Annotated in this window: 16 protein-coding genes and 1 tRNA gene; 12 read left to right on the top strand and 5 right to left on the bottom strand. The window is 62.4% G+C overall.

The window, feature by feature from the left end; all coding sequences use genetic code 11:
• Positions 1–93 precede the first annotated feature (93 nt).
• The 3 genes from J9893_RS11305 to yjjG all read left to right on the top strand — a co-directional run bounded on the left by J9893_RS11305 (position 94) and on the right by yjjG (position 2,513).
• Positions 94–170: transfer RNA gene (locus tag J9893_RS11305), tRNA-Met, on the top strand.
• A gap of 144 nt (positions 171–314) precedes the next feature.
• Positions 315–1,799 (top strand): leucyl aminopeptidase family protein, encoded by a 1,485-nt coding sequence (locus J9893_RS11300; RefSeq protein ID WP_069784638.1) that lies wholly within the window; start codon positions 315–317, stop codon positions 1,797–1,799.
• Positions 1,800–1,832: 33 nt separating this feature from the next.
• Positions 1,833–2,513 carry a pyrimidine 5'-nucleotidase gene (yjjG, locus tag J9893_RS11295; RefSeq protein WP_052816263.1) on the top strand — a complete coding sequence of 227 codons (681 nt, stop codon included), beginning with the start codon at positions 1,833–1,835 and terminating at the stop codon, positions 2,511–2,513.
• A gap of 70 nt (positions 2,514–2,583) precedes the next feature.
• Here yjjG and J9893_RS11290 read toward each other — a convergent pair whose 3' ends face one another.
• The 4 genes from J9893_RS11290 to elyC all read right to left on the bottom strand — a co-directional run bounded on the left by J9893_RS11290 (position 2,584) and on the right by elyC (position 7,939).
• Positions 2,584–3,840, bottom strand: coding sequence for an amidohydrolase (locus J9893_RS11290; protein WP_052816261.1), 1,257 nt, complete (start codon positions 3,838–3,840; stop codon positions 2,584–2,586).
• Positions 3,841–5,147: 1,307 nt separating this feature from the next.
• Positions 5,148–6,119 carry a 6-phosphofructokinase gene (gene pfkA, locus J9893_RS11285; protein ID WP_010674852.1) on the bottom strand — a complete coding sequence of 324 codons (972 nt, stop codon included), beginning with the start codon at positions 6,117–6,119 and terminating at the stop codon, positions 5,148–5,150.
• Between the two features lie 143 nt (positions 6,120–6,262).
• Positions 6,263–7,018, bottom strand: a complete 756-nt coding sequence (tpiA, locus tag J9893_RS11280; RefSeq protein WP_029314576.1) for a triose-phosphate isomerase — start codon at positions 7,016–7,018, stop codon at positions 6,263–6,265.
• Positions 7,019–7,153: 135 nt separating this feature from the next.
• Positions 7,154–7,939 (bottom strand): envelope biogenesis factor ElyC, encoded by a 786-nt coding sequence (gene elyC, locus J9893_RS11275; RefSeq protein WP_210600841.1) that lies wholly within the window; start codon positions 7,937–7,939, stop codon positions 7,154–7,156.
• Between the two features lie 128 nt (positions 7,940–8,067).
• On the opposite strand from elyC, the gene cmoM reads away from it, so the two are divergent.
• The 9 genes from cmoM (at position 8,068) to J9893_RS11230 (ending at position 18,678) form a co-directional block, all read left to right on the top strand.
• Positions 8,068–8,844 (top strand): tRNA uridine 5-oxyacetic acid(34) methyltransferase CmoM, encoded by a 777-nt coding sequence (gene cmoM, locus J9893_RS11270; RefSeq protein ID WP_039040723.1) that lies wholly within the window; start codon positions 8,068–8,070, stop codon positions 8,842–8,844.
• 114 nt (positions 8,845–8,958) lie between these two features.
• Positions 8,959–10,278: a chromosome partition protein MukF gene (gene mukF / locus J9893_RS11265; RefSeq protein ID WP_039040724.1), complete on the top strand. Its 1,320-nt coding sequence runs from the start codon at positions 8,959–8,961 to the stop codon at positions 10,276–10,278.
• Complete coding sequence (mukE, locus tag J9893_RS11260) at positions 10,259–10,996, top strand: chromosome partition protein MukE (protein ID WP_029314572.1); 738 nt, start codon at positions 10,259–10,261, stop codon at positions 10,994–10,996. Before mukF ends, mukE begins: the two co-directional genes overlap by 20 nt.
• 45 nt (positions 10,997–11,041) lie before the next feature.
• Positions 11,042–15,469, top strand: a complete 4,428-nt coding sequence (gene mukB, locus J9893_RS11255) for a chromosome partition protein MukB (RefSeq protein WP_210600839.1) — start codon at positions 11,042–11,044, stop codon at positions 15,467–15,469.
• 150 nt (positions 15,470–15,619) lie between these two features.
• On the top strand, positions 15,620–16,006 hold the full coding sequence (locus tag J9893_RS11250) for a septal ring lytic transglycosylase RlpA family protein (protein ID WP_113978500.1): 387 nt from the start codon (positions 15,620–15,622) through the stop codon (positions 16,004–16,006).
• A 288-nt stretch (positions 16,007–16,294) separates the two neighbouring features.
• Complete coding sequence (locus tag J9893_RS11245) at positions 16,295–16,768, top strand: cupin domain-containing protein (RefSeq protein WP_104454235.1); 474 nt, start codon at positions 16,295–16,297, stop codon at positions 16,766–16,768.
• A gap of 16 nt (positions 16,769–16,784) precedes the next feature.
• On the top strand, positions 16,785–17,270 hold the full coding sequence (locus J9893_RS11240) for a GNAT family N-acetyltransferase (RefSeq protein ID WP_049636016.1): 486 nt from the start codon (positions 16,785–16,787) through the stop codon (positions 17,268–17,270).
• 265 nt (positions 17,271–17,535) lie between these two features.
• The gene (locus J9893_RS11235; RefSeq protein WP_042879252.1) at positions 17,536–17,844 is read left to right on the top strand and encodes a putative quinol monooxygenase; all 309 of its coding nucleotides are present in this window, start codon (positions 17,536–17,538) and stop codon (positions 17,842–17,844) included.
• 342 nt (positions 17,845–18,186) lie between these two features.
• Positions 18,187–18,678, top strand: a complete 492-nt coding sequence (locus J9893_RS11230; RefSeq protein ID WP_052816250.1) for a histidine phosphatase family protein — start codon at positions 18,187–18,189, stop codon at positions 18,676–18,678.
• A gap of 72 nt (positions 18,679–18,750) precedes the next feature.
• Here the strand turns inward: J9893_RS11230 and J9893_RS11225 are convergent, their stop codons facing one another.
• On the bottom strand, positions 18,751–19,311 hold the full coding sequence (locus J9893_RS11225) for a hypothetical protein (protein ID WP_080988556.1): 561 nt from the start codon (positions 19,309–19,311) through the stop codon (positions 18,751–18,753).
• Between the last annotated feature and the right edge of the window lie 110 nt (positions 19,312–19,421).

The following is a 19,421-nucleotide window of genomic DNA, read 5'->3' as shown; positions in this document are numbered from 1 at the left end:
ATTTGTATCCATGGCAAGCGCTAGCGCCTGTGGTGGAGACGAAGACAGCAAGAAGCAACTGCTCTGCTTTTTGTGGTGGCAATACAATTCGGACGCGGGGTGGAGCAGCTCGGTAGCTCGTCGGGCTCATAACCCGAAGGTCGTCGGTTCAAATCCGGCCCCCGCAACCAACTTCTGACTTATTTTCTTCTGCATTACCTCTCTTATCCCCTCCAGCATCTGTTGCTTGCACACAATAATGTGTGTTTTTCCGATCCCTCTCGCCATTTGTTCGGTATCATCCTGCTTTCTGTTCATGGATGAGGCCGCACCCTGTGATGACCCCTTTTAGCTATTCTTCTCCCCAAATCACGATGCAGAGCACCTCCCTCGCCGAGGTAATGGCAGGGCCGGCTGCCGTCAAACTCCTGCTCATTGCCGACTCAGCGCGCGATACCCTGCTGGCGACGCCTCCCTTTGCCGCCGTGGCAACCCAGATAGCCCTGGGTCAGAAGGCCCCCTATTCCCTTGACGACAGTCAGGGGCTGCAACGGGTGATCTTCATGGATGCCCGCCCGGCCCTGGATCATCGGCTCTACAAGCAGGTGCGCAGCTGGGTGGGCTCGCTGGCGGGCCTCAAGGCGACGCACCTGGCGCTCCATCTGGAGGGCTTTGACGATGAGCATCGCGCACAACTGGCAAGGGTGGTGCTCGCCTGCCTGCTCGCCGCCGATGTGACCCTGCCGACCCAGAAACGGAGTGAGGCGACAAGACCGGGTTATCAGCAGTTGCAACTTTCCCCCCCTTGCGAGCTGGACATGGCCCGCCTGAGCGCAGAAACCGAAGGCAACGGTCTGGCTCGCCACCTGGCAGTGCTGCCAGCGTCCGAGCTCAATGCCCGTCATTACCGGGCCTATGCCCGGGAGCTGGCGCAGCAGGAGGGGTGGCAGTGGCAGGAGTTTGATGAGACGACCCTGGCACAGAAGGGGGCTGGCGCCTTCCTGGCGGTGGCCCGTGGTTCGGCGGACGGTCAGGCCGCCATCGTCAGGCTCAGTTACTGTCCGGCCAACCCGGTGCGCCGCGTCGCGCTGGTGGGCAAGGGGATCTGCCACGACTCCGGTGGCTACAACCTGAAAGTCGGTGGCAGCATGTATGGCATGCACCTGGACATGGGGGGCAGCGCGGTGGCCCTTGGCACGCTGCTGGCCATCAGCCGGGCGAAACTCCCCGTTGAGGTGCACTGCTGGCTCGCCATCGCCGAGAACCACATCGGCCCGCAGGCCTTCCGGCCCGGTGAGGTGGTGACCGCGCTGAACGGCACCACCATCGAAGTGGTGGACACCGACGCCGAGGGGCGCATGGTGCTGGCGGATGCCCTGACCCTGGCGGCCGGGGACAAACCCGACTTGCTGATCGACTACGCCACCCTGACTGGCGCCTGCAAACGGGCGCTCGGCAGCCGTTACAGCGGCGCCTTCACCAACCGCCCCGAGTGGCTCACCACTCTGATAGCGCTGGGCCAGCAGAGCGGGGAGCGAGTCTGGCCCTTCCCCCTGGACGAGGATTACGATGACAACCTCGATAGCGAGTGGGCCGATCTGTTACAGTGCGCGCCGGGCGCCTCCCCGGATCACATCGATGCCGCCCGTTTTCTCACGCGCTTCGTGCCCGCCGAGCTTCCCTGGTTGCACCTCGACCTGAGTGGTTTTCGCAACAAGGGGGGCAATGGCGTGGTGGGCAGCGAGGTAACCGGCTTTGGTGTCAGGCTGACCCTGACCCTGCTCGACAGCCCTCTGGGGATGGGTGCGCCCGACGCATGACAACGTGGCCAAGCACAATCAATAAGGACAAGCGTGAAACAAGCAAGCTATGACTGGGTGCTGTTCGATCTGGACGAAACCCTGCTCGATTTTCCGGTCGCCAGGGCGCTGGAGCGGACCCTGCAGATCTACGGCGTGGCGCCGACTCCCCCCAAGATGGCGGAGTACCATGCCCTCAACCAGCGGCTCTGGCAGCAGTACAACTCAGGGGAGATTGACGCCACCCACCTGCAGCAGACCCGTTTTTCGCTCTTTGCCGAGCAGGTCAACGTGGCGCCCATGGCGATGAACGAGACCTTCCTGCAGCAGATCATCGCCCTGAGCGTGCCGCTGGAGGGGGTGGAGGAGACCCTGCAGGCCCTGAAGCGCAAGGTCAGAATGGGGATCATCACCAACGGCTTCAGCCTGCCCCAGCGCGGGCGCCTCGACAAACTGGGCTGGAACAGCTGGTTTGAGCCTCTCGTTATCTCTGACGAGGTGCAAGTGACCAAGCCGGCGGCGGCCATCTTCCAGCATGCCCTGGCGCAGATGGGTCAGCCGAGCCCGGCGCGGGTGTTGATGGTGGGGGACAATCCCAAGACCGACATCGCCGGTGCCGCCGCCCAGGGGCTTGCCACCTGCTGGTACAACCCGGGACGGGAAACAGGTCCGTGCGAGGCGACCCACGAGATCCACCACTTCGCCCATCTCTGCGCGATTGTGCTGGGAGAGTAGGTCCCCATGTCCGCAAGGATGTAAAAAAACAAGGCAGCCCATGGGCTGCCTTGTTTGCATCCGGCGTCTGCTAGCGGCCGAGGCGGGCGAGCAGCCAGGCCTCCAGCAAGGCCACTCCGGGGGCCAGCACGGCTTCGTCGAAGTCGAACTCCGGATGATGGTGGGGGGCCGCGAGGTTGGCTCCCAGGATGAGATAGGCGGCCTCGCCGCCGTGCTGCTGTACCCGCTCGATGAGGAAACCGGCATCCTCGCTGGCCCCGAAGCGGCGGGTGTGGATGGTATCAAGGGAGATCCCCTGTGCGAGAGGCACGATTTCCTCGATGAGGGCTGGGCTGTTCTCGATGCCGATCGCTTCCCCCTGTTTGCGAATGTGGTAGGTCGCGCCCTGCATCAGGGCCGCCCCCTCCACAATCTGCTGCACCTGATTGAACATGTAGTCGTTGAGGGCCGGCGTCGCGCCACGGGTCTCCCCCATCAGGCGGGCATGGCCCGGGATGACGTTGCGTCCACTGCCGCCGTTGAGCTGCCCCACGTTGATGCGGGTCATGCCGTCCCGATGGCGGGGAATGCCGAGCATGGCGGTGGTGGCCATGCAGGCCGCCGCCAGGGCATTGTGGCCCGCGTTGGGCTCGAGCCCCGCATGGGCGGCTTGCCCCATGAACTCCACGTCGAATTTGGTTGAACAGAGAAACTCGGTGGGGTTGACCACCAGCTCACCACTGCTCGCGTGAATGCCGATGTGCAGTGCCAGCAGGGCGTCCACGTCGTCGAGCTGCCCCCCTGCCGCCAGCGCCTTGCCGCCTCGGCAGCCCTCTTCAGCCGGCTGGAAGAGGAGCTTGATGCGGCCAGTGAGGCGATCGGCGAGGGCCGCGATCCGCTCGGCCAGCACCAGCCCGATGGCGGTGTGGCCATCGTGGGCACAGGCGTGCATCCAGCCCGGGTTGGCGGAGTGCCAGCCTCCCTGGCCGGGCAGGTGTGACGCCTCCTGGCTCTCTTCGACCTCCACCGCATCGATATCGAAGCGAAACGCCAGGGTGGGGCCGGGCCGCCCGCTCTCCCAGAGTCCCATCACGCCGGTGAGTGCGTCGATCCGCGTCAGCCACTCCGGATGCGCCCCCTGGTGCAGGGCACGGGCCTTCTGGGCCTCGACGTCTATTTCCCGTCCCATGATGAGGGTGCTGGCGAGCAGTTGATCCCCCAGCATGATGGAGAAACCGAGTTCACTGAGGTGTTGGGCGATGAGGGTGGTGGTGCGAAATTCACACCAGGCGGCTTCGGGGTGACGATGAAGGTCGCGGCGCCAGTGGCGCAAGGCATCCTGAGTCATGGTGGTTCCTGCGTGGCAAATCCAGCGGCCATTGTGACGGGCAGGGGGGCAAGAGTAAATCCCGCAGGGGGAGATGCGACAAGGGGAGCCCGGGCTCCCCTTGAAAGATGGCATGGATGTCGACGAGGTCGTTTTGTGTGCGCAGATCGCACTCAATGATGGCTTGGCATCATCCTTTGCCAGAGCACGTCAAAAACCCATGTTGCAGTCTGTTTTTTGAACCGCCCTTCTGGTGCAGAGGTGGCAGATGGCTGATTGACCGACTTAGAGCTGTGCCAGCGACGGCATGGAGACGGCAACCAGAGTGAAAAACACGGTGAAAACGGCGGTAACTACGAACTCTTTCATGATTTTATCTCCCTTGGTTGGCTCATGATGGAACCAAGATACCACAACAGAACGATAAAACAACGAAAAATGTAATTATGAGGCAAAAATGGTTTGGTGGTGAAATATGGCCGCATTTTCCCAAGTTTAAGGGCGTTTTTTGTCCTGGGAAGGGTTTCATAGTGATATCAGTGAAAGCGGATACATATAAAGTCTTTAAATACATTGAGTTATGTTGTTCTTGTGGCTTTCTTCTTGGTGGCTCCAATTGGGTTTTTTGTGGTGATCTCCATTTTTCATCAGCAAAATGGCCTGCGGGATGCGCCGATTGATGTCGTCCTAGGGAGGTTGGTGGTTGTCAGCCAGGTTTTGTCATCCCATGTCATGTTTTCTCACAACTTGTTTCCCAACCCCAGTCTGCAAGGCTGTTGCCAGCCAGGGTTATCCGATGAAGGCTCAATTTTCTGCTCATCCCAAACAGGATGGGAGCAAAAAGAGTACGAAAAAACGACAAAACGGCCGCCAAAGGAGCATGGAAGGAAAGGGGGAAGGCGGGAAAATGGAGGTTCGATCTTCATGGGGCCTTGGGTGGTCGGAAGCCCCGTTTTTCGCTGTTTTCTTGGGGGGACGAGCCACTGGGCCCGCGCGCAGGGGAAGCGGGAGAGATCGTCGGCCCACCCGGGTGGCTATATGGCGCCAGTGTGATGGGATGAAGGGCAGGGGAGGCCTGGCGCAGGGCCGTGGCACTGCGGCACCAAGGCCTTTATCCAGACCCGTCGCGAACAAGGTGAGCAAGCAGAAAAGCGGGGGAAAGAAGTAAAGGAGAAGGTCGTGGGGTCAGAGGCTCAGGGCCGCCGGGCAAGGGGTAAGACATGGCGACAGTGGCCAGTGGATAGTCGGGCCCCCGCAGGGGGAGGAGGGGGTGAGGAGCCCGCATAAAAAAACCCTCCAGAGGAGGGTTTTTTGTCAGACCACAGCCCTTAGAACAGGGTGGTGGAGAGATCGTACAGCTCCTGGTTGAACGGGCGCTTCAGGTTCTCGATGCAGTCGATGATGTCGTGGTGCACCATCTCGTTGCCCTGAATGCCGACGCAGCGGCCACCCTGGCCCGCCAGCAGTTGCTCGACGGCGAAGGCACCCATGCGGCTGGACATGATACGGTCACGGGCAGTGGGAGAACCGCCACGCTGGATGTGACCCAGGATGGTGGCGCGGGTTTCGCGGCCGGTCATGGCCTCGATGTCTTTTGCCAGGGCGTTGACGTCGGTGACGTGCTCGCAGATGGTGATGATGGCGTGCTTCTTGCCCTTGGCTTCCCCTTCCTTGATCTGTTGCAGCAGCTTCTCCTTGTCGAAGGCCACTTCCGGCACGATCACGTACTCGGCACCACCGGCAACAGCGGCAGACATGGCCAGATCGCCGCAGTGGCGGCCCATGATCTCGACCACGGAGATGCGGTGGTGGGAGCTGCAGGTGTCGCGCAGGCGGTCGATGGCGTCCACGACCACGTTCAGAGCGGTGTCAAAGCCGATGGTGAAGTCGGTACCGGCGATATCGTTGTCGATGGTGCCCGGCAGGCCGATGCAGGGGAAGCCCTCTTCGGTCAGCTTCTTGGCACCCATGTAGGAGCCGTCACCGCCGATGACCACTAGGGCGTCGATGCCGTGTTTCTTCAGGTTTTCGACCGCTTCGGCACGGACTTTCGGATCCTTGAAGGCGGGGAAACGGGCGGAGCCCAGGAAAGTACCGCCACGGTTCACGACGTCGGAGACGCTGTGACGCTCGAGCTTGACGATACGGTCCTGGTGCAGACCGAGGTAGCCATCATAGATGCCGTAAACTTCCAGGCCATGATGCAGACCGGCGCGCACCACGGCGCGGATGGCTGCGTTCATACCCGGTGCGTCACCACCACTGGTCAAAACACCAATACGTTTGATTTGTTTGGTCATGAGTGCCTCTGGATCTGAGTTGTCGAAAATCAAGATTCTGAAAAATACGGCTGGCCGCTTTTACTATATCGGCTTTCCTATGGCGAGAGGGTCCATAGGAAAGCGATATGCAAAGAGGGGCGGGGCCCCTCTTTGCTTGGCGCTTACTTGGCGGCGCCAGCGATGATCTGGGAGAAGTCGTCCACTTTCAGGGACGCGCCACCCACCAAGCCACCGTCGATGTCCGGCTGGCCGAACAGGTCGGCAGCGGTGGCGCCAGTCACGGAGCCGCCGTACAGGATCTGTACCTTGGCAGCCACGGCTGCATCAAAACCGGCCAGGTATTGACGGATGTGAGCATGCACGGATTGTGCGATCTCCGGGGTGGCGGTCTTGCCGGTGCCGATGGCCCATACCGGCTCGTAAGCGATGACGGCGTTCTCGAAGGAGGCGATGCCGCAGCGATCGATCACGGCCTTGAGCTGGGTCTCAACCACCTGGTTGGTGGTACCGGCTTCAAACTGGGCCAGGGTTTCACCGATGCACAGCACGGGGATCAGGCCGCCCTTCTGGATGGCTTCGTACTTGGCAGCCACCACGTCGTCGGTCTCTGCATGCAGGGTACGACGCTCGCTGTGGCCGACCAGGGAGTAGGTGCAGCCGAAGGCTTTGAGCATGGAGGGGGCGTTTTCGCCGGTGAAGGCGCCGGACTCGTGAACGTCGGCGTTCTGGGCACCGTAGGCGATCTTGCTGCCAGCGGTCAGCTGTTCAACCAGACCCAAAAAGATAACCGGCGGGCAGACGGCCACTTGCACGGAAGGATGAGCGGCAGCGGCCGGGGTCAGTCCTTTGATCAGGGCTTCTACAGAAGCCTTGGTGCCGTTCAGTTTCCAGTTACCCATTACCAGGTGCTGTCTCATCTTCTATATCTCCTAGGCATTTGATTGCGCAACATTATATGAATTGAACCGAGCCCAAGATAGCTGACCCGGCGGCAAATGACGTAATTTTTTTTCGCTTTCCTGATCCAAATCAGGAATGCAAGGCGCGATTGCTCACTCGGTGACCTGCCCACGCAAACGGGCCCACCATACCCCAATCCACTCGTGAATGGCAGCCTCGGAATACATCAGATAACGCCCCTTGGGAAGGTAGCTGTAGAGGGGTTGCGGCTCCTGACTCTGCTTGGCGGTGTAATCGGTGGGAGCCGGCACCGCATCGAGTCCCTGACTGCGATAGAGGGCCATGGCCCGGGGCAGGTGGGTGGCCGAACTCACCAGCGCCACCCGCTTGCCGTTGAGGTGGGCGGCGATGCTGACCGCCTCGTCATGGGTGTCTTTGTTGTTTTCAAACAACGTCATGCGCGCACGCGGGATGCCAAGGCTTGCCGCCATGCGGGCGTTGACCTCGGCGTTCGACAGGGGATCCCCGGCCACGGCACCGGAGAAGACCAGCTCGGCCTCTGGATAGGCCAGGGCCAGGCGAACCCCTTCCAGGGTGCGCGCCAGGGAGATGTTGTTTTGCCAGGCGCGCTCTGGGATGGCCGGATCGCTCACATGACCGTTGCCCAGCACGACGATGGCCTGGATGCCAGGATGCTGGCTCACCTCGAAGGGGGGATAGGTCTGCTCCAGGCTGCGGGCCAGCTCGTAGCTCACCGGCCGCGTCCCCATCAGGGCGATGATCACCAAGGAGAGGGTCGCCAGCAGCCTGCCGCTTTTTTGAAAGCGGGTGAACCAGAGCAACGCGAGCGCCAGCACCAACAAGGAGAGAGAGAAGGGGAGCGGCATCAGCAGATGGCCCAGCCATTTCTTGATGACAAAGAAGTTGAGCTCGAACACGACAGACACGTCCTTGAGTTTTCAGCAAATTCGGGATGTGACAGAATACCCCTCTTTTTTCCTGTGGCCCAATCCTGTGTGGTTCCTCCTGCGGCCCTCATGGCGGGGCGGTCGAAGATGAGTGTGTCTTGAAGCAAGATCAGAGTTTTGACGGGCGCGCGGACAAGTTCGCTCGCAACATTTACGACTCCACCAAGGGGCGCATTCGCACCACCATTGTCTGGAGTGACATCGAAGCCTGCCTGGCGCGCCTGGGCAACCGGCCGCTGCGCATCCTGGATGCCGGCGGCGGCTTTGGCTACTTCGCCCAGAAACTGGCGGCCATGGGCCATCAGGTGGAGCTGTGCGATTTGTCGGCAGAAATGCTGGATCTGGCCCGGGAGCAGATCGCCCAGAAGGGGTTGGAAGACAGAATTCGTCTCATCCATTGCCCCATTCAGGATCTCAAACACCAGGTGACCGGCACCTTCGATCTGGTGCTCTGTCACGCGGTACTGGAGTGGCTCGCTGAGCCGCGCCAGACCTTGCTGGGTCTGTTCCCTTTCGTCAAGGCAGGGGGCATACTGTCGCTGCTTTTTTACAATCGTCACGGCCTCCTGTTCCAGAGCCTGGTGGTGGGTAATTTCGACTATGTGCGCCTGGGCCTTCGCAAGAAACGCCAGACAGCCCTGACGCCCACCAATCCCCAGTTGCCGGAGCAGGTCTATGACTGGATAGGCCGGGGGGGATTGCGGATCATCGGCAAGACCGGGGTGCGCGTCATCCACGACTACATGCGCCACAAGCAGGATCAGGTCGAGAAGTTCGAGGACCTGCTGGCCATGGAGCAGCAATATTGCCGCCAGGAGCCCTTTGTTTCCCTGGGGCGCTACATCCATGTGATGGCCCAGAAACCGGCCGGTTGAGACACACCGGCGTGAATACGATGCGGGATCCAGCCGCCGGGGCGCCACCGACCCCGGCCTATATCACCACGGCGGGCGAAGACCTGCCGACTATAACAACGAGATGATAACGTCATGATGAGTACATCCCGTACCCTGCCAGAGACGGTGGGATGGGTCAGACAGGAGGGGTTGGCGCTGAACCTCCCCACCGACAGGCTGGCCTTTCTGATAGCGATCAAGACGCTCTCCGAGGACGAGTCTGATCTCTCGGAGGCTGCGCTGCACGATGCCTTTGGCTATGTCAGCAGTGCCTTCGGCCAGATGGACGAGACCCTCACCGGTCGCGCCAACAACGCCATCAACGATCTCATTCGCCAGCAACTGCTGTCGCGTTTCACCACCGACATGGTGGCGGGGGAGAGCCTCTACCGCCTGTCGCGCCTTGGCATGAGCATTGTCGATTTCTTCATGGATCAGCGCCAGGTGGACTCCATCAAGCTCTCCATCCTGCTCGAGCACCTGGCGGCCGAGCTCGACACCGCCCGCAAGGCGGCGCTCGAGACCAACACCCGGGAGCAGTGGGACGCCGAGGTGCTGCCGCGCCTCTCCTTCTCCCTGGAAGAGACGCTCGGGCGCATCGATCTCACCCAGCGCGCCATGGACGAGCAGCAAAACCAAGTCAAGAGCGAGATCGCGGCCCTGCTGACCCAGAACTGGGTCGATGCCATCCACAGCTGCGAGAAGCTCCTGCACGAGACCGGCCAGACCCTGCGCGAGTTGCAGGACACCCTGGACGCCGCCGGCCACCGCCTGCAGGCGGGGCTGCTCAACATTCAGGAAGCGGCCCAGGGGCGCGATGATCTGTTCCATGTCGAGGAGCTGACCCACGCCCTGCAGGGGCGTCTGGACGTCATCACCGCCTGGGGCCAGCAGTGCATCGAGCTCTGGTCCCGTTATGACAGGCACGTCCACAAGTTCATCCGCAACGCCATCGACATGGACAAGAACCGCGCCTTCAGCCAGCGGTTGCGGGAATCCATCCGCAACTTCGAGCAGCACAGCTGGTTGTTGCGGGTGGCCGAAGAGCCCCGTTTGCTGGAGCTGCGGGATGAAACCATCGCCATCCACGACGAGGAGGTGACCGGCGAGGTGCCCCTCGAGATGGAGTACGTGGAGATGGTGGACATCAACCAGGAGCTGGCGGAGCGCATCGAGCGCTACCTGGCCCGCTACCCGGAGCAGGGAGATCGGCTGGATCTTGCCGACGTGCTGCGGGAATACCTGCTGGACTACCCGGCCCATGCCCACTTCGACGTGGCGCGCCTCCTGATCGATCAGGCCGTGCGTCTCGGCCATGCCAGCGGTGAGCGCGAACACCACCGCCAACCCGCATGGAAACCCATCAACCAAGCTGGATCCAAGGTTCAGGCCTATGTCATCGATCAATACTGAATTCCCCTTGCCCCTGCGTCTCGCAGAGGCCATCGCCAACCCCTTGTTTCCGCGCATCGACACCGCCCTGCGCTCCGGTCGCCACATCAGTGCCGACGAATTCGAGCAGCACTCTGCCCTGGTGGAGTACCACCAGGAGCTGGAGATCTTCTACGGTCGCTATCAGGTGGAACTCATCAAGGCGCCGGAAGGCTTCTTCTACCTGCGTCCGCGCCCGAGCGCCGACATCGGAACAACAGTGCTATCTGAGCTCGATATGCTGGTGGGCAAGGTGCTCTGCTACCTGTTCCTGAGCCCGGACAGGCTCGCCTCTGAAGGGGTGTTCGCCATGGGAGAGCTGCAAGAAGAGGTGCTGAGTCTGGCGGACGAGAAACAACTGCTGCGCATGGTCAACAGCCGCTCCGGCGGCACGGATCTGGACAAGAAGAAACTCCTCGAGAAGATCCGCACCTCCATGCGTCGCCTCAAGCGCCTCGGGATGATCACCCCCCTTGGCAACAGCGACAAATTCCGGGTCAACGAATCCGTGTTCCGCTTCGCCGCCGATGTGCGCTCCGACGAGGATCCCCGCGCGGTGCAACTGCGGATGATCCAGGAAGGGGAGGCCATTTTCCACGACGACGAGATGCCGAGCAGCGATTCCCTGTTCGAGGATATCGAAGAGGATCTGGACGAAGAGCAGCTGGAGCTGGAGGTGGAAGATGATCTGCAACGTTAATGTGCCGGCACTGATGGTGTCTGCCGGTTTGATGGAGAGTGTGGCGTGAGAGGCAAATTCAAATCCCTGACCATGGTCAACTGGAACGGCTTCTTCGCCCGCACCTTCGATCTCGACCAGCTGGTCACGACCCTGTCCGGCGGCAACGGCGCGGGCAAGTCCACCACCATGGCGGCCTTTATCGCGGCCCTCATTCCCGACCAGTCCCTGCTCCATTTCCGTAACACCACGGAGGCGGGCTCCTCCAGCGCGTCCCGCGACAAGGGGCTCTACGGCAAGCTGCAGCGCGGCCACTGTTATTCGCTGCTGGAAGTGATGAACAGCCGCGAGCAGCGGATCTGGGTCGGCGTCCACCTCGAACAGGTGGCCAACCGTGACAACAAGGTCAACATCACCCCGTTCGCCCTGGTGGATGTGCCCGAGCACCTGGCGCCCACGGATCTGCTGCTGGAGAAGCTCGACGACGGCAAGGGCCGGGTACGTGCCTTCGCCGATCTGAAGGGGGCGGCAGCGGAGCTTGGCGCCATCAAGGTCGCCAAGTTCAATACGGTGACCGATTATCACAACTTCATGTTCGATTTCGGCATCACCCCGAAGAAACTGCGGGATCAAAAGGATCGCGGCAAGTTCTATCGCCTGATCGAAGCCTCCCTCTACGGCGGTATTTCGTCTTCCATCAGCCGCTCCTTGCGTGAATACCTGCTGCCGGAGAACTCCGGGGTACGCAAGGCGTTCCAGGACATGGAGGCGGCCATCTACGAGAACCGCCGCACCCTGGAAGCCATCAAAGAGACCCAGGGTCAGCGGGATCTGTTCAAGAATCTCATCACCGAGACCACCCACTATGTTGCGGCTGAGTATGTGCGGGGCGCCGCCGAGAAGAGCCGCCTCTCCGAGCTGGCCCTCAAGGCCAGGTCCGAGCTCGCGGGCAAGCGTCGCCTGCTGGCCGAAGAGAAGCAGCGCGCCATCTATCTGGCGGACGAGGTGGATCAGCTCACCAACCGCGAGAAGCTCCTGACCGACGAGCTGGAGTCCGCCGCCGAGCACCTGGCCAAGGTGATGGCGGCCGTGGCGCTGCAAAAGAAGATTGCCCTCTATCGTGCCGATCTGGCGGAGCTCAACGACAAGCTCGAGCAGCAGCAGGCGGTGGTGGAAGAGATCCACGGCCAGTTGCTGGAAGTGGAGGAGCGCAAGGAGCTGGCCCAGGCAGAGGTGGACAGCCTCAAGACCCAGCTGGCCGACTACCAGCAGGCGCTCGATATCCAGCAGACCCGCGCCATCCAGTACCGTCAGGCGGTGCAGGCCCTCGATACTGCCCGCGAGCAGTGCGAACTGCCGGGGCTCGAGCCTGCGCAGGCGAGCGACGCCCTGCATCAGTTCCGCGCAGCCGAGCAGAGCCTCACCAGCCGGGTGCTGGGGGCCGAGCAGCAGTTGGCGCTGGCCAAGGCAGCGGTGGCCGAACACGAAGCGGCGCTGGCGCTGCTGCTCAGCATCGCCCCCGAGACAGTGCGCGAGGCCGCCTGGCCTACCGCGCAGGGGCTGCTCAAGCGGCACATCGAAGACAAGGCCCGCATTGCCCAGGGGCAGGGTCTGCGCGCCGCCCTGGCTCGCCTCGAGAAAGAGAGCGAAAGCCAGAAGACGCTCTTGCGGCTGCGATACGAGCTGGCCCAGGCGTCTGGTCAGCACATTGCCAGCCAGGACGAGCTGGAGATCTTCCTCGAAGCCCAGCGCACCCGCCAGGAGGAGCTCTCCGAGCAGCAGGCAGAGGCCAATCAGCGCCGCGCCAGCCTCGAGCATCAGGGCACTCAGCTGGGCCGCGATATCGCGGAACTGACCAAGCTGGCCCCGCGCTGGCTCAAATCCTTTGAAAAACTCGAGCAACTGCGCGAGCAGAGTGGCTTGGCTTTGGCCACCGCCGAAGAACTCTCTTCCGGCATGCAGAGCGTGCTCGACAAGGAGCGGGAGTTCGAGCAGGAGAGCAACCGCATTCAGGGCCAGAAACAGGCGCTGGAGATGCAAATTCGCAACCTGCAGCTGGGTGCCGGCGAGGCGGATCCCCGTCTTGCCCGCATCGCCGAGCAGGTGGGGGGCGTGCTGCTCTCCGATGTCTATGACGACATCTCCATCGACGATGCCCCTTACTACTCCGCGCTCTACGGCCCGGCTCGCAGCGCCCTGGTGGTGCTCGACCTCGAAGGCGCCATCGAGCGGCTGAAAAAGCTGGAAGATTGCCCGGAAGATATCTACCTCATCCAGGGCAACCCCGACTCCTTTGACGAGGATCTGGTGGAAGCGGATGAGCTGGGGGACGCCGTGCTGGTGCGCACCAGCAAGCGTCAGGTGCGCTTCTCCCGCTACCCCGAGCTGCCGCTCTTTGGCCGCGCCGCCCGGGAAAAACGGATCGAGCAGCTCGATCTTGAGCGGGAAAACCTCATCGAGGGCTACGCCAAGGCCGCCTTCGAGCAGCAGAAGTACCACCGTCTCTACGGGCATTTTCGCGACTTTATCGGCCAGCATCTGGATATCGCCTTCCGCCCGGACCCCGAAGCCGAGGTGCAGGCCAAGCAGCACGAGCAGCGCAAGCTGCAAGAAACCATCGCCGAGTGCGACAAGCAGCTGAGTGATGCCAAAGCCGCCGCCGCCCAGCTGACCCGCCATATCCAGCTGGTGCAGGGGATGCTGCCCTTTGCCCACCTGTTTGCCGAGGCAGACCTGGCGGCCCGCCTCGAGGCGGCTCACGCCGACGTGGAGGCGCTTAAAACAGCCGAAGCCTTTATCGCCAAGCACGGCAAGGCGTTGGAAAAACTGGAAACCATGGTGCAGGTGCTGCGCCAGGATCCCCAGGATTTGGCTGCCCTGCAGGCGGCCTTTGACGAGGTGAGCGACCTGCTGGCCGAGCAGAAGCGCCGTTGCTACGCCCTCGATCAGCTGGTGGCCCGTCTGCCGCACTTTGCCTATCAGGATGCACAAGATCTGCTGGGCAAGGCCTCCGAGATGAGCGAGCGACTCAAAGAGAAGCTCAAGGCGGCAGAGCTTGCCGCCCGCACCGCCGGTGAGCAGCACAAGCAGATCACCCAGCGCCACACCGAGGCGCTGCAACTGCGCACGGCGCTCGATTCCAGCGCCTCGGCCAAGGGGCAGACCCTGGCGGAGTTCGAGCAGGAGCTGGCGGCCATGGGGCTGACCCTGTCGGATGACATGGAAGAGAAGGCCCGTGCCCACAAGAAAGAGATTGAAGAGCTGCTTATCCGCACCCGGACCCGCCGCACCAGCGCCGAGGCCCAGTTGCAGGTGTGCAAGCGCGAAATCGAATCCCTTGGCGGTCGTCTCAAGCTCGAAGGCAAGGATTACTACAGCGCCCGCAAATCCCTGGTGGGTCACAAGGCGAGCTGGTCGCGGGTGGTGCGTCTGGCACGGGAGACCGACGTCGAGAAGCGTCTGAACAAGCGCGAGCTGGCTTATCTTGACAGCGACGAGCTGCGCTCCATGTCGGACAAGGCCCTCGGCGCCCTGCGGGTGGCGGTGGCCCACGACGAGGCCCTGCGCGATGCGCTGCGTCTGTCGGAAGGCAACCGCAGCACCGAGCAGAAGGTCGCCTTCTACGTGCAGGTCTACCGTTACCTGAAAGATCGCATCCGCAACGACATCATCCGCTCGGACGATCCGGTGGAAGCCATCGAGGAGATGGAGATCGAGCTGGCGCGCCTCGCCGACGAGCTCAAGCAGCGGGAAACCCATCTGTCGCTCTCCTCCCACGAGGTGGCGGCCAAGATCACCAACATCATCCGCCGGGAGCAGAACCGCATCCGGGTATTGAACCAGGGCCTGCAGAACATCGCCTTCGGTCTGGTGCGCGGGGTGCGTCTCAACGTCAATATCCGCGAGGCCCACACTCGCCTCCTGACCGCACTCGCCGATCAGAGCGCCATGCACAACGATCTTTTCGCCGACAAGGAGCTCAGCTTCTCCGAGGCCATGGCCAAGCTCTTCCAGCGTCTCAACCCGCAGGTGGAGCAGGGGGAGCGCAACTATCAGGTGATGGGGGACGTGCTGCTGGATTATCGCAACTACCTGGAGCTGGAGATCGAGGTGCAGCGCGGGGCTGACGGCTGGCTGCGTGCCGAGAGCGGCGCCCTCTCCACCGGCGAGGCGATCGGCACCGGTCAGGCCATCCTCTTGATGGTGCTCATCAGCTGGGAGGAGGAGTCCCGCCGTCTGCGCGGCAAGGACATCGCTCCCTGCCGCCTGTTGTTCCTCGACGAAGCGGCGCGGCTTGATGGCAAATCCATCGCCACCCTGTTCGAGCTGTGCGAGCGCCAGGATATGCAGCTGCTTATCGCCGCGCCGGAGAACATCAGCCCCGAGAAGGGCACCACCTACAAGCTCATCCGCAAGGTGCAGGGCAAGCACGAACATGTGCATGTGGTGGGGCTGCGCGGCTTTGGCTTCGCCGACGACAAGCTCATCGCCTGACCCCTTCCCCTGACAGGGGCTGACGGAGCGATACGCAAAACGGGAGGCCTGGGCCTCCCGTTTTCCATGGGAAATATGAGAGAGTAGGCCCCTGTTAACGGAAGCCCGACTGGCGATGCTGGTCGCTCTGTCCCATCGAGGAAGCAACGCATGACGACGCGACAAAAAAGGCTGCTGGCCTCCCTGTGCCTGCTGCTGGCCGCCTGCAGCAGCCAGCCTGATGCAGGCAGTGCGGGCAACTGGCGAGGCTATAGCGAGACGGGGCTCGCCTCCTATTACGCCGATCGCTACCACAACAAGCGCACCGCCAGCGGGGAGCCTTACCAGCGCCACGCCAACACCGCTGCCCACATGACACTGCCCTTTGGCGCCCTGGTCAGGGTCACCAACCTGGCCAACGACAAGAGCGTGGTGGTGCGGGTCAACGACAGGGGCAATTTCCCCCGCGGGCGCATCATCGATCTCTCCAGGGCAGCGTTCAGCGCCATCGGCAATCCCCGATCCGGGCTTATCAAGGTCAGGATTGAGGTGTTCTAGTCACCGGGTCTGCATGTGCCGGTGCCCCTCCATACCCGGGCCGCTGGAAGAGGGCATTTTCCAGTGATCGCGGGCCATCTTCTTTATTCCATTGGTGAGGTCGCCAACGCGACTTCCCATTTTCCGGTGTGCCATTAAGATAGCCAAACGAAAATCAGGGCGTCTTTACCATCTGGCGGCAACCGGGCATGACATGGTGTGTGAGACACCCCTTCAACCCCCTGCCCATGTTTCGCCGCTGAGATGAGGGCTATATAGAGAGATATCATCCACAAGGAGGGTCAAGACATGACAGGCAAGACGCCCATTCAGGCCACACAGATCCCGGAGAACAAGGCCAAGTCCCTCTATCCGGAGCCCTTTGCCTCCCTGGTCAAGCACCGCACCCGGCGCAGGCTGGGGGATCATTTCGGCCTCGCCAATTTCGGGGTCAATCTGACGACCCTGGCACCGGGAGCCATCTCGGCGCTCAAGCACCATCACGGCCTGCAGGACGAGTTCGTTTATGTGCTCTCGGGCAATCCCACCCTGCGCCACGGGGAGGAGGAGTACCGGATGTCGCCGGGGGAGTGCATCGGCTTCAAGGGGGGCAGCGGCCTGGCCCACCAGTTGCTCAACCACGGTGAGGTGGACGCTGTCTATCTTGAGGTGGGGGACAGGCTGCCAGGGGATACCGTCGACTATCCCGACGACGATCTGGCCTTGGTACAGGGTGCCGATGGCGCCTGGTCAGCCAGACACAAGGATGGCACCCCCTACTAGGGTGCCTCTTCGGGCAATGAGAGAGACCTCCATGGTGTTCAGCCCCTTTTCTGCTGTCAGGGCAGAGGATTTTCTGCCGCTGCTCAACGACGAGACGCTGCGAAAGCACCTGATCCCTCACCCGCTTTTCGATGTGGCCGGGGTGCGCGACTGGATGGCGTACAAGCTGGGAGTCGACGCCCGGCCAGGTTGCCGCGTGCGCGCCATCTTCCTCGACGGCACCCTGGCGGGGTGGTGCGGTATCCAGCCCGATGACGAGGGGGTGGAGCTTGCCATCGTGCTCGCCAAGGCCGGCTGGGGAAGCGGCGTGGCGATTTTCAACGAGATGATGGGGTGGGCGAGGGAGCTTGGCCATCGGACGATACTCTTTCACTTGCTGGATACCCGCCCGCCTTATCTGTCCCTCGCCAGACGGGCCATCTGGGTGAGGAAAACGCGCCTGGGCGAACACCCTTTCACCACCTATTGCCTTGACGTTGAGCGCTGGTCTGCAGGCCCTTAGCCTGGACCAGGGGGCCGCAAGCCGTGCCGCCTCCTGGCGGGTCCCGTTGCCACCCTTTGCGCCATGATCCCTCCCGCTCGTTTGTTCCTCCGTGCACGGCGTGGTTATCCACCCCGTTGAACACAGTGTTCATTCTGCCCCCCTATATGGCCCCCACCGTCCTGCCTACACTGGGCAACGTCTGATGGGGGAGCATCCGGCAGTATAAATCGCTGTCCAGGTTGCACTCTCTGGCGTGTTGACGATGTACAACGGAGAAAACTGGATGAAAAAAGAGACAGACAAACTGGTATCGATCGCAGTGCTCAAGGCCCGTGACGGCATGGGAGAGCGCCTTCGCGATGCCCTGCTTACCTTGATTGACCCCACTCGCCAGGAGCCGGGCAACCTCGATTACGTGCTGTTCGAGTTGAAGGATGAACCCGGCACCTTCTACATGCGGGAAGCCTTCGTGAGTCAGGCCGCCCTGGATGCCCACTGTGAGACCGCGTATTTCCAGGCTTTCGCTCGCCAGGCGGACGAACTGCTGGCCGAACCCCTTCGGCTTGTCTTCATGGAAGAAGTGAGCCCCTGATCCTTGCCGCAGAGCCCGATGGTCCCCTCATCGGGCTTTTTGCCTTCAGCCTCGCTCCCGGCAATCGCATCTACCTGGTCGGCTGTGTGGCCATGGCCCTGAACCCCATCCTGATCAAGCGCTGCTACCGGGGGAGTCCTTCCTCCACCTGACCGGCTGGACCCTCATCTGCGCCACTGTGCTGCTCACCGGCATGCTGACCGGGGAGACAGTACACTGGGAACAGGTAGGCTGGGGGGTAGAAGGTGTGCTGCTGACCATGGTGCTCCTGCCCCTTCATGCTGGCAAACGGGGGGCTGTCTGAGGGGCCGCCTGTGGCCCTGATCAACCAGGGAGTGCGTCATGAGAAGAACCCTGATCCTGGTACGCCATGGCAAGTCGAGCTGGGAAGACGCGTCTTTGTCTGACCGCGCTCGTCCGCTGGCTGCGCGCGGGCTGCGCGATGCGCCCCTGATGGGGGCTCGTCTGGCGCACCTTGGGGTGAAGCCCGATCTCATCCTCTCGAGCCCCGCCTGCCGGGCCCTGACGACCGCCCGGCTGCTTGCCGGGGAGCTGGGTTATTCCCCGGACCGCATCGTCATCGACGAGGGCCTCTACGAGAGCGATGCCGGGACCCTTCTCGGGGTGGTGGGGGCGCTTTCAGATGATCTCGCCTGCGTACTGCTGGTGGGTCATGATCCTGCCTTCACCGACCTGGCTCATGGCTTTTCCTCCGGTATCACTCGCATGCCGACCTGTGCCGTCGCCCGCTTCATCTTCGACGCCCCCTCCTGGTCGGCGCTCCCGTCCTGCTCGCCGGTGGTGGCCGTGCTGGACTTCCCGAAGAAGAGGTAGGGGGGCGTCGGTTGCAGGCATGCAGAAACGACAAGGGGAGCCGCGGCTCCCCTTGTCGTGATGGTGACGGGGTCATTTGGCCGCGATGGGCCCCTTGGTGCCCGCATCGTTGTCGACCCAGCCATCTTCTCCCTTGAGGCGGCGATCCCCCTGGATGGTGTAGATGACCATGCCCTCCTTGAACACCAGGGCGCCGTCGGATTTCCTGGTACTGACCTGCTTGTCGTTGACCCACACCTGATCCTTGTCATCGATGCGGATGTTCGCGACCGTGGCGCCCGTCTCGGGGAAGGTGGCGACCCCGTTGCCGGCGTAGGGGCTGGCGCTGGCCGCTGCGGGGGCGGCGCCAAATCCGGCGGCGGCGTTCTCGGCCTTGCTCTTGTTGATGTCACAGCCGCTGAGCTCGCTCACCTGGGTACAGCCTGAGCGCTCCAGCTTCTGCTCATAGCTCATGTTCAATCCGCCGTCGGCGGCCGGGGCGGCGGTGCCAAATCCTGCCTTGGCGTTTTCCGCCTTGCTCTTGTGAATATCGCAGCCCTGGGCTTCGGTCACCTGGGTGCAGCCGGAGCGTTCCAGCTGTTCGGCGTATTTGTGGTTGTTGACATCCTCCCCCACCTTAGCGCTTCGCGTCACAGGAGGGGGATTCCCATTACTGGGTGATAGCTGCTCGCGCAGTACCGGGTTCCTGCTTCATCGGGCGGCCTGATTGCACCACGCCTCCACAGGCTAAAACGGCGTGTCCC

The organism is Aeromonas sp. MaB10011B, from assembly GCF_017939325.1.
Lineage (GTDB): Bacteria > Pseudomonadota > Gammaproteobacteria > Enterobacterales > Aeromonadaceae > Aeromonas > Aeromonas caviae.
This window is presented reverse-complemented; position numbering and strand designations above follow the sequence as displayed.

Excerpts from the sequence above, each read along its gene's own strand:
- J9893_RS11230 (WP_052816250.1), top strand. The coding sequence starts at position 18,187 with ATGAGAAGAACCCTGATCCTGGTACGCCATGGCAAGTCGAGCTGGGAA.
- mukE (WP_029314572.1), top strand. The coding sequence starts at position 10,259 with ATGTCATCGATCAATACTGAATTCCCCTTGCCCCTGCGTCTCGCAGAG.
- J9893_RS11235 (WP_042879252.1), top strand. The coding sequence starts at position 17,536 with ATGAAAAAAGAGACAGACAAACTGGTATCGATCGCAGTGCTCAAGGCC.
- pfkA (WP_010674852.1), bottom strand. The coding sequence starts at position 6,119 with ATGACCAAACAAATCAAACGTATTGGTGTTTTGACCAGTGGTGGTGAC.
- J9893_RS11250 (WP_113978500.1), top strand. The coding sequence starts at position 15,620 with ATGACGACGCGACAAAAAAGGCTGCTGGCCTCCCTGTGCCTGCTGCTG.
- J9893_RS11245 (WP_104454235.1), top strand. The coding sequence starts at position 16,295 with ATGACAGGCAAGACGCCCATTCAGGCCACACAGATCCCGGAGAACAAG.
- J9893_RS11290 (WP_052816261.1), bottom strand. The coding sequence starts at position 3,840 with ATGACTCAGGATGCCTTGCGCCACTGGCGCCGCGACCTTCATCGTCAC.
- tpiA (WP_029314576.1), bottom strand. The coding sequence starts at position 7,018 with ATGAGACAGCACCTGGTAATGGGTAACTGGAAACTGAACGGCACCAAG.
- J9893_RS11240 (WP_049636016.1), top strand. The coding sequence starts at position 16,785 with ATGAGAGAGACCTCCATGGTGTTCAGCCCCTTTTCTGCTGTCAGGGCA.
- mukF (WP_039040724.1), top strand. The coding sequence starts at position 8,959 with ATGATGAGTACATCCCGTACCCTGCCAGAGACGGTGGGATGGGTCAGA.